At 59.4% G+C, this 9,327-nt stretch carries 6 protein-coding genes; 2 read left to right on the forward strand and 4 right to left on the reverse strand.

Annotation, left to right across the window (positions count from 1 at the left end):
• Positions 1 to 14 precede the first annotated feature (14 nt).
• On the reverse strand, positions 15 to 500 hold the full coding sequence (locus NZK35_RS23895) for a hypothetical protein (protein ID WP_259635041.1): 486 nt from the start codon (positions 498 to 500) through the stop codon (positions 15 to 17).
• A 122-nt stretch (positions 501 to 622) separates the two neighbouring features.
• Here NZK35_RS23895 and NZK35_RS23900 point away from each other — a divergent pair, with 122 nt between their 5' ends.
• Together NZK35_RS23900 and NZK35_RS23905 are read left to right on the forward strand one after the other, a co-directional pair.
• The gene (locus tag NZK35_RS23900) at positions 623 to 1,579 is read left to right on the forward strand and encodes an acetyltransferase (protein WP_259635042.1); all 957 of its coding nucleotides are present in this window, start codon (positions 623 to 625) and stop codon (positions 1,577 to 1,579) included.
• Positions 1,579 to 1,971 carry a hypothetical protein gene (locus tag NZK35_RS23905; protein WP_259635043.1) on the forward strand — a complete coding sequence of 131 codons (393 nt, stop codon included), beginning with the start codon at positions 1,579 to 1,581 and terminating at the stop codon, positions 1,969 to 1,971. Before NZK35_RS23900 ends, NZK35_RS23905 begins: the two co-directional genes overlap by 1 nt.
• On the opposite strand, the gene NZK35_RS23910 is transcribed toward NZK35_RS23905, so the two are convergent.
• The 3 genes from NZK35_RS23910 to NZK35_RS23920 all read right to left on the reverse strand — a co-directional run bounded on the left by NZK35_RS23910 (position 1,931) and on the right by NZK35_RS23920 (position 9,149).
• Positions 1,931 to 4,450, reverse strand: a complete 2,520-nt coding sequence (locus NZK35_RS23910) for a glycoside hydrolase family 3 protein (RefSeq protein ID WP_259635044.1) — start codon at positions 4,448 to 4,450, stop codon at positions 1,931 to 1,933. The two genes, NZK35_RS23905 and NZK35_RS23910, sit on opposite strands and share 41 nt — an antisense overlap.
• A gap of 120 nt (positions 4,451 to 4,570) precedes the next feature.
• On the reverse strand, positions 4,571 to 6,505 hold the full coding sequence (locus tag NZK35_RS23915; protein ID WP_259635045.1) for a sulfatase-like hydrolase/transferase: 1,935 nt from the start codon (positions 6,503 to 6,505) through the stop codon (positions 4,571 to 4,573).
• An 85-nt stretch (positions 6,506 to 6,590) separates the two neighbouring features.
• Positions 6,591 to 9,149, reverse strand: coding sequence for a sulfatase-like hydrolase/transferase (locus NZK35_RS23920; protein ID WP_259635046.1), 2,559 nt, complete (start codon positions 9,147 to 9,149; stop codon positions 6,591 to 6,593).
• Positions 9,150 to 9,327: the final 178 nt, after the last annotated feature.

The raw sequence follows: 9,327 nt of genomic DNA on the forward strand, positions 1-9,327 counted from the left end.
CGATGGGTGAGATACTAGGGGCGCAGTTGGTCCGCGAGCATGTCGATCACCTCGCCCGAGGATTGCATCTTGCCGGCCAGTTCGTCCGCATTTCGATTGTCGTAAAACCCACTTTCGTCATTGATGCCGAGCCGACTGCAGTAGCGCGCCTTGATCGCGCCCAACAAGTGGGCAACGGCAACGTGCCCCTCGACTCCGCCGAACTGGGTTTTGACAAAACAATCGGGTGGTTCGGACAAGAGGCCTTTCTCAGCAGCACTGATCTGGTGCAACGGGATGAAGTGTCCTTCGGGGGAAACCAGCAAGCTCAGGGTATCCTGTCCTGGTGCCATTTCAACGATCAATCCCCGCACCAAACGCGAGCGATCGTGCTCGGAAAACGAACGCCAAATGGTGGCATGTCCGCCGAGCGAAAATGCAATGTCGGTCACACGGTCCTCCAATTCCTCGACGTCTTCGAGGCGGTCGAGGGTGCCGCGGTAGTGGATCGAGATTCCCATCTTTGCTGCCAACGTTTTGTTGATGTCTGACCTCGGAAGGATATCAGAAAACCCGACCTCGGTTTTCGGATCACCACGGCCACGCTACATTCCACGTTTCCCATTCGATTCAGGAGTTTGACGTGGCCCACTTCGACGTGTTTAACGGTGATGCAGACGGCATTTGCGCCTTGCACCAACTTCGCTTGGCCCGGCCGCGAGAGAGCACGCTGGTGACGGGCGTCAAACGCGACATCAACCTGCTTCAACGCGTCCAGGCCCGATCCGGCGACAGCGTCACGGTGCTCGACATTTCGCTCGACAAGAACCGCGAGGGATTGGTGCGGCTACTCGAGCAAGACGTCGCGGTCGCCTATTTCGACCACCATTTTTCCGGCGAGATTCCCGAATCAAATAACCTGTCCGTGCAAATCGACACCGCCGGAGACGTTTGCACCGGTCTGCTTGTCAATCGTCACCTCGACGGTGCGTTTCTGCCCTGGGCCGTGACGGCGCTGTTCGGCGACAACTTGCACGACGCCGCCCGCCTTGCCGCACAGCCACTGAACCTGACCGAATCGCAACTCGACCAACTCGAAACGCTCGGCACCCTGCTGAACTACAACGGCTACGGCAGCACGCTGGACGATTTGTATTTCCCGCCGGATCAGCTGTACCGCAAGATCCAGCCGTATGCCGATCCCTTCGAGTTCATCGCGTCCGACACCACCTTTCAAACCCTCAGCGAGGGTTTCGAAAGCGACATGAATCGGGCCAAGTCGATCGCCCCGGTGTTGGAAACCGAACGCTGCGCCGCGTTCACGTTTCCGAACGAATCGTTTTCGCGGCGTGTCAGTGGCGTGTACAGCAACCAGCTGGCGCGCGAGAACCCGGACCGCGCCCATGCATTAGCCAGCCTGTTGCCATCGGGCGACTATCTGGTCAGCGTCCGCGCCCCGCTGGCAACCAAAACCGGGGCCGACGAACTGTGTCGTCAATTCCCGACCGGCGGAGGACGCAAAGCAGCCGCGGGCATCAATGAATTACCCGGTGACCAACTGCAAGCCTTTCTCGACGCCATGCAAAAGCAATTCAGCTGATGGGCACCAAGAACTCGCCACACATCCTGGCACTGGGAACGATGACGGAGTTTTATATTCCGTCGCACAAGCTGGATGACCCCCGCTTCTATCACGGGACTCAAACCGCGCGTTCGGCGATCCATGAGTTCCTGATGCATCGCTATCGAGCCTACACCCAATCCCCGACTCCGGTGAAAGGATATTGGATCGACCCAACCGCCCAGCTCTCGCACGACGTGCTGGAACGATTCGAAGTGTCATTCAACAAAGAAAACGAATTTGACCGGCTGATCGAATTCCTGATCGAACTGTGCCGGCGGCTGAGCGAAGAAGCGATTTACGTCACTCGAGGGACGCGCAGTTATTTGGTCACAAAAGATCCAGTTGGACCTTCGCCAGGCTCATCTTGAACGTGCCCGAGGTTTGAATCACCATCGCGGCGGTCACAGATTTTAGCGCGTCTCCGGTCCCAAGGTTTGCGACGGGAACCGAAAGCTCTTGCCAGACGCCGGGCTGCTGACCGGAGATTCGTTCACCCAGCGAGACCGACTTGGAGCCGCCGCTCGTCGCCAGAGCGAAGGTCACGTCGGACGAGGGCGGGGTGTCGACGCGAAGCCGAATCTTGATCGAAGCCGACGCAAACTCGGGTGCCGAGAGATCGACGGGGTTTTCCGCCGCCAACGCGAACGACGCCTGCCCTTTCCCCGTCCAAGTGATCGTGCGGATGTCCTCTTGTGCAGACTCGTCGGCCGAGACGACTCGAATCGCATCGTTTGCGGTCCCGCCACGCGTCTCAGTCAAGACCATCCGCTCTGCTTCGCTGGCCAACACGATTCTCCACGGTGGAATCGCGCGTCCCCGATCAAAGTATCGGGTCAGATTCAGTGCCGTCTCGCCGCCGCTGGCCTGTTCAGAAAGCTGGGGCAGCGTGGTCGAATCCGAATACGTCAAACCGTAACCATACGCGAACAGAGGATCGTATTCGGCTTGGCCAACATTCAGCGGCGTTTGCATCGGGGTGCGCGGCCATGAATAGGAAAGTTTGCCTTTGAAGTCGTACTGAACCTGCCCTTGCCGATCGGCCAACAAGACGTCGGCGACACCGATTCCTTCCGAACCGGGCAGCCACGCGGCGACAAAGGCATCCGACGCGTTGATTTCACGATTGACCCACAGCGGACGACCGGTCAGAAACACCGCGATGGTCGGAACGCCCCGATCCGAATACGATTTCAACAGTCGATAGTCCTTGTCATCGCCCGGCTTATAGGCGAGCGTTTCGACATCCCCTTGAAACTCCGCATACGGGTCTTCGCCGAACACAATGATCGCCGCGGCGGGTTTCATCGCGCTGGAGTCTGCCACCGGCTTGCCATCACCGACCAGGATCGCTCGACCTCCCGCCGCCCGGACCTGCCGACGAATCCCTTCATAGATCGACGTTCCGCCGGGGAAATCGTCGTTCGAGTTGCCCGTGCCTTGCCAGGAAAGTGTCCAGCCACCGCTCTGTTTGCCGATGTTGTCGGCACCGTCACCGGCGACGACGATCGTTGCGTTGGGCCGCAGCGGCAACACGCCGCCATTGTTCTTGAGCAACACCAGCGACTCGCGTACAGCTTGTCGGGCGACGGCTCGGTGCTCGGGTTTACCGAGTTCGTCGAACTTTCCGGCCAGCGGTCGAGAGGAGGGGGAGTCCGCTTCGAACAGGCCGGCGCGGAGTTTGACCCGCAGAATCCTGCGAACCGCATCGTCCAATCGGGCCATGTCCACGTCGCCGGATTCAGCCTGACGAAGCATCGTTTCGAACAGTCCCCGCCAACTGTCGGCGGCCATGTACATGTCCAGTCCGGCTTCAAGAACGGGCAACGCGTCGGTGGCGGTGCAACCGGGAACTTGGGCGTGCGCGTTCCAATCACCGACGATGAATCCGTCAAAGCCCATCCGCCCTTTCAGCACATCGGTGAGCAATCCCTTGTGACCGTGCAAGCGTTTCCCCTGCCACTCGGAGAACGATGCCATCACACATTGAACGCCGTGATTGATCGCAACCGGATAGCCGGCTGCCTGCAGATCGCGAAGGTCTTCCTCGGACATCTGGTTGTTACCCTGATCCTTGCCGCCGGTCGTTCCGCCATCTCCGACGAAGTGCTTTGCGGTGGCGATGACGTGCTCTCCTTGCAGAAAGGAAGGGTCACCCGCGACGCCCTGGATCCCTTCGATCAACTCTCCCGTATAACTTGCCGTCACTTCCGGATGCTCGGCATAACCTTCGTACGTTCTTCCCCACCGGTCGTCTCGAACCACGGCAATCGTTGGGGCAAAGGTCCATTCCTGGCCTGTCACACGAATCTCCCTGGCAGTGATCTCGCCGATCTTGCGAAGCAATGCCGGGTTCCGCGTCGCCCCCAAGCCGATGTTGTGCGGAAAATAGGTGGCGCCGACGATGTTGTTGTGTCCATGGACCGCGTCGGTCCCCCACAGCAACGGAATGAAGGGGCCGCCCTGCAAATCACATTCGCGGCTGGCGTTGTAAAATGCATCGGCAAGCAACAGCCAATCTTTTGCAGCCGCTCGATTGTTTCCCCCCGGCGCGGAATTGCCCCCGTTGAGGATCGATCCCAATGGATAGGTCTTCAAATCGTCGGGTTGGATCGATCCGATGTCGGCCTGGATCACTTGGCCCACTTTCTGCCGCAACGTCATTTTCCCGATCAACTCGCCGATCCGCGTTTCGATCGCGTCATCCAAACCGATCGGGCTGCGTGCGGTGGGCCATCGATCGGGGTGCACCACAGAATCCTGGGCGAGACCCACAGAGTCCTGACCGCGGCTGACGACCAGCGGCACCGCTACCAGAAAGCATGCCAAGAAAAGAGAAGAGTGACGCATGGTGATCGACCGTTTGAAGAGGAGGGAGTCGAAGTGGCGTAAGCTTCTAGCTTGCGGGTGTCCTGCGATTCGCAGATGGCAAGCAAGATGCTTACCCCACGATTGAATTGGAACAAAGCTCTAGGGCACTTTCCGACCGACAACCCCGATCTCCGCGGCGGATGCCCATGGTTTTTCGTTGACCTCCGAAAACACTCGCACGCGGACATAGCGGCCGCGCACCGGTGCTTCACAATCCGCTTTCTGAGCCGTCCTTACTTTGCCAAACGTCGCCTCGGCGGAGGGTTCTCCGAAGGAGTCTGCCACACCGCTGATGGTGAAATCGGTTTTGGCAAAGGCTCCGTTCCAACCGCCGTCTTGTCGGGCCAAATAGCGAAAGCCGTCGATCTGGTACGTCGCGCCCAAATCGATCACCAGTTCGTGGGGCGGTTGGGCGACACCTTGATCGAATCGGGAGTGCCAGATCGTTTCCGGATTCCCATCGATCGCGTTGGCCGCATGCTTTTCGTTACCGGTGTTCTCGCTGCTGTATCGAACGAGCTTCATTTCGTCGGCCGAAAGCAGATTCTTGTCGGTCAATCGGTTGACCTGCAGGCCGCGATTGCTGCTGCTCTTCTTAGCGGGATTTCCTTTCGATCCCCATTTCGCTTGCCGATCACGCTCGTGCAACTCTTTGGATTCAAACGTTCCGGGTTGAACCGGCTGGTGAGCGGCTTTGGCGTGGGCGACCATTTTGGCCAACACGTCAGGGTGCTCTATGGCGACGTCTGTCGTTTCGCTGACATCGCTGTCCAAGTCATACAACGCCCAAGGTCCGTCGCGTTTGGGCTGGACCGCTTTCCACTGCCCCATCCGGACCGCCGTCTGTGGACCGTACTCCCAATACAAAAACTCGTGCTGCGGTTGCTTGTGTCCCGTTGCGTCGGCGCCGATCAATTCGGTCAGAATCGACATGCCATCGAGATCGTCAGGGGCTTCGGCACCGCTCAGTTCGGCGAGCGTCGGAAACACGTCGACTTGGCTGAACACCAAATCACTGACTTGACCGGCTTGGATCTTGCCGGGCCAGCGCACCAGATACGGAATCCTCAGTCCGCCCTCGTAAAGATTCCCCTTGCCGCCGCGGAATTCGACGCCGGTCACGGGGTTCTTGTTCGGGCCGAAGTAGCCGCGTGGATGTTCGTTGTCGCGAAACCGATCTTGGCCGCCGTTGTCGCCGGTGAAGAAAACGATCGTGTTGTCTTCGAGGTCCAGTTCGCGAAGCAAGTCCAGAACCGATCGAAGATCGTTATCGATCATCGTGACCATTGCCGCATAGTTTTTCGCCTCTTGTGAAACGTTCGGATCATTGAACCACGCGTCGTCCTTGTAAGCGGCTACGGCGGGATCATCCGCCGGGATGTCATACATCCCGTGCGGCGGGGTGACGGGGAAATAACAAAAGAACGGTCGATCCTTGTTCTCGCGGATGAACGCTTTGCCCCGCTTCATGATCTCGTAGTGCGAGTACGTTTCTCCTTCACGACCCCCATCGTTGCCCGGCAGCGGAACCTCTCGGCTATTTCGCACTAGGTAGGGCGGGTAAAACGAGTGCGCATGAACCTGGTCGTAGTATCCGAAGAAGTCGTCGAAGCCATGCCGTTCCGGTACGCCGGTGGATCCCCGACCACCGGCGCCCCATTTGCCAAATCCGCCGGTTGCGTAGCCACGTTGCTTCAGCATGCTGGCGATCGTCGGCTCGCCGGCGCGCAGCGGCGTGCCGCCGGGGTTATCGCGAACCGAACAATGCCCCATGTGCTTTCCGGTCATCATGCAAGCACGCAGCGGACCGCAAACCGGCGCCGCCGCCAGCGCCTGGGTGAATCGAATTCCCTCGCGCGCCATCTGGTCGATGTTGGGCGTCCGCAATCGCTCGTTGCCCATGTGCGAAAGTTCGTAATACGCCAACTCGTCGGACATGATGTAAACAATGTTCGGCGGTCGATCGGCCGCGCGGGCACAATTGGCCAGACCGATCAATAGACAGACGAGCGAGAGACAACAACGGGACGACATGGCAGGACTCGTGCAGGGGGATGGTATGCGACGTGGTGACGACGAGCAAAGGAAATCGTCAACGGGAGTTGGAAGATTGCGGTGATCAAAGCAGCGCGTCGAGATCGTCGAGCGATACTTTGAGAACTTCCATCGTTTGCTTGGCGCCGGAAAACGCGATCAACAGGTGTTCGTCGTGTTCAATGAGGTGTGGGTAATCGACGTGCCGACCGCCGACGAGTTGGAACAGGTGGGTGAAGACCAGCCCGTCCGAGCTGACGGCCAGGGTCAACGGGTCGCGACGTCGCGGGTTGGCGTTGGACACCAGCACATAGTAGCCCCGGGAGGTTCGCAGCACAAAGAACTTGCTCGTCGCGTCAGGAAAATCTGTCTTGACGATCGGGCTCCAGGTCCGGCCTTTGTCGCTGGAAAAGGTTCGCAGCAATCGTCCCGAACGTCCGTTGTCGCGAATCAGACCGACAAGGTTCTGGCCGTCGGGAAGCACGTACCAGTACGGTTCTTCTGGCCGCCCCTGGGCGTCATAGCTGGCCAGCGGGCGGATCTTCCAGTCGTCGAAAGCGGTGTCCCCGCCGATCATCACGGAAACCTGCTGGCGATGGTCGCGACGCGTCATCATGAACTCGCCCTGCGGCAATCGCTTGGGCGGGAAATTGTTGAGCGTGTCGTCCATCACCGTGCCAAGCGCTTTCCACGCTTGGTCGCCCGCGTCCCAACGAAACGCTTCCAGACTGAGCCCTTTGCCGGGATAACCCGGCGCGTTGAAATGGCTCGCCAACGCCAGCAACTCGCCATCACGGACCCACAACCCGCGCGCGATCCAACCAAATCCGGGTGTCCGCGGCGGGCCGGACAGGTCCGCCGGCTCACTCCAGTGCAGCCCGTCATCGCTGGTCGCGTAGGACACGCGGGTGTCCGGTCGATCGTGCCCCGGCACCACGTTGCGAAGTTGCTCCGGCGACAGCCCCGGTCTTGGAACGCCCGGACCATCACTCCACATCGCCCAGTACTTGCCACCGAAATGCGCGAGATAAGCGTGCTGGTGCACCCGGGTTCCGGCGCGGTCTCGGACGTCACTGATGATGGCGTGCTGTGAAGGAACCCTTGGGAGTTGGTTGAAATCGATTCGCGACACATCGGAGCCGGTGGTCTGCAGATCCAGCATGTGCGGGCTGCTCGGATTCGTCACGGGGTGCGGAAGATCATCGGAGCGTGAAGCGGCAACGGCGGACTGGGCGGCCAGTTTTTCTGCCAGTTTCTCGGCAAGATCGGCGACGGCGTTTTGATACGCGTCATGGTCGACCACGTTCACGGTTTCGTGCGAGTCCTTGCGGTGATCGTACAGTTCGCGGGCGAGGACTTGTTCGGTCTTGAAGTCCCGCCACTCGGTGTAGCGGAAGGGTTTGGTGCGAATCGAGTACCCCATCACTTCGGGCAGTTTGCCGCGCAGATAATTGGGACGCGGTGTTTGGGTGAGAGCCACTTCGTGAACGCTTGCCGACGGGTCGTCCAGCAGCGGCACCAAGGAGACGCCTTCGACGTCGCTAGGTGTTTGCAACGCGCAAAGTTCCGTGAGCGTCGGGTAGAGATCCAGCAATTCCACCAGAGCTTCCGTGCGTCCAACTGCTTTGTGCGCGGGGGCATCGATGATCAGCGGAACACGGGCATCGAGTTCAAACGCCGTTGTCTTTCGCGTCAGACCATGCTCGCCCAGATGCAGCCCGTGATCAGACCACAGTACAATGATCGTGTTGTCTCGCAGCTGCAGTGCGTCCAATTCATCCAACACGCGACCGACCTGCGCGTCCAGGTAGCTGATCGCGGCAAGATGTCCGTGATGCATTTCCCGCAACTCTTCCGACTTTGGCCCGCCAGTGTATCGGGCGCTCGTCAATGCGATTTCGGGAACGTCTTTCGGTGGCTGCACATCGCTTGGAAGTGGAACTTCGTTGCGACCATAAAGGTCCCAGTATTTCTTGGGAGCGTTGAAGGGCGTGTGCGGTTTCCAAAAACCGACGGCCAGGAAAAACGGATCGTCACGTCGATTGAGCTTCCGCAATGACTCCACAGCCGTTTCCGCGACTCGCCCGTCGAAGTAGGCGTCATCGGGAACGTCGCGGCATTCGATGCCATTTTTTCCCGACGCCAGATTCGGCGGCACCGTACCGTCAACCCTCGGCTTGTCGTTGGAGTGACTGTTGTAGTGCAGCACCGAAGGCACGCTCCAGGATCGGAGGTCGCCCTTCCATTCGTCTTGTCGCCAGTTGTGGAAAATCTTGCCGACGCATTGCGTGTGATAGCCGTTGGATTTGAACCATTGAGGAAGCGTGACCGCGTCGGGTATGTTCTGACGGAAATGTGTCGGCAGGTCCCAGACCCGCAGCGTATCGGGCCGCATGCCCGTCAGCAGCGATGCGCGGGAGGGATTGCATACGGTTTGCTGACAGTAGGCATGTTCGAAAACCATGCCGCCAGACGCAAGCCGATCGATGTTCGGCGACTTCACCGCTGCCTGACCGTAGCATCCCAACTGAACCCTCAAGTCATCGATCGCGATGAACAACACATTCGGCCGCTCGGCGCCGGCCGACGCTGCCATCAGCGCCAGACAACACGCGGCAAAACGGACAGTGAGAGAGAGGAGCATGATGCGCGACCTTCTTGCGAGCCGGAAACGGATTCAAGGGTCGGCTATCATAAAGGATTGAACCAGTACGTGGTCCAGGACCGGTCCCGGCCTACGTCTTGATCGCAGATTCCGCAACCGTTGGTGTCTAGCCTTTAGGCGATTTCCTGTCGCTGCATAGCAGCGACAATGGGCGGCT

This window comes from Stieleria sedimenti (genome assembly GCF_025060895.1).
Taxonomy (GTDB): domain Bacteria; phylum Planctomycetota; class Planctomycetia; order Pirellulales; family Pirellulaceae; genus Stieleria; species Stieleria sedimenti.

What these genes read in the sequence shown, in the direction of transcription:
- NZK35_RS23905 (WP_259635043.1), top strand. Translation starts at nt 1,579, where the DNA reads ATGGGCACCAAGAACTCGCCACACATCCTGGCACTGGGAACGATGACG.
- NZK35_RS23915 (WP_259635045.1), bottom strand. Translation starts at nt 6,505, where the DNA reads ATGTCGTCCCGTTGTTGTCTCTCGCTCGTCTGTCTATTGATCGGTCTG.
- NZK35_RS23895 (WP_259635041.1), bottom strand. Translation starts at nt 500, where the DNA reads ATGGGAATCTCGATCCACTACCGCGGCACCCTCGACCGCCTCGAAGAC.
- NZK35_RS23920 (WP_259635046.1), bottom strand. Translation starts at nt 9,149, where the DNA reads ATGCTCCTCTCTCTCACTGTCCGTTTTGCCGCGTGTTGTCTGGCGCTG.
- NZK35_RS23910 (WP_259635044.1), bottom strand. Translation starts at nt 4,450, where the DNA reads ATGCGTCACTCTTCTCTTTTCTTGGCATGCTTTCTGGTAGCGGTGCCG.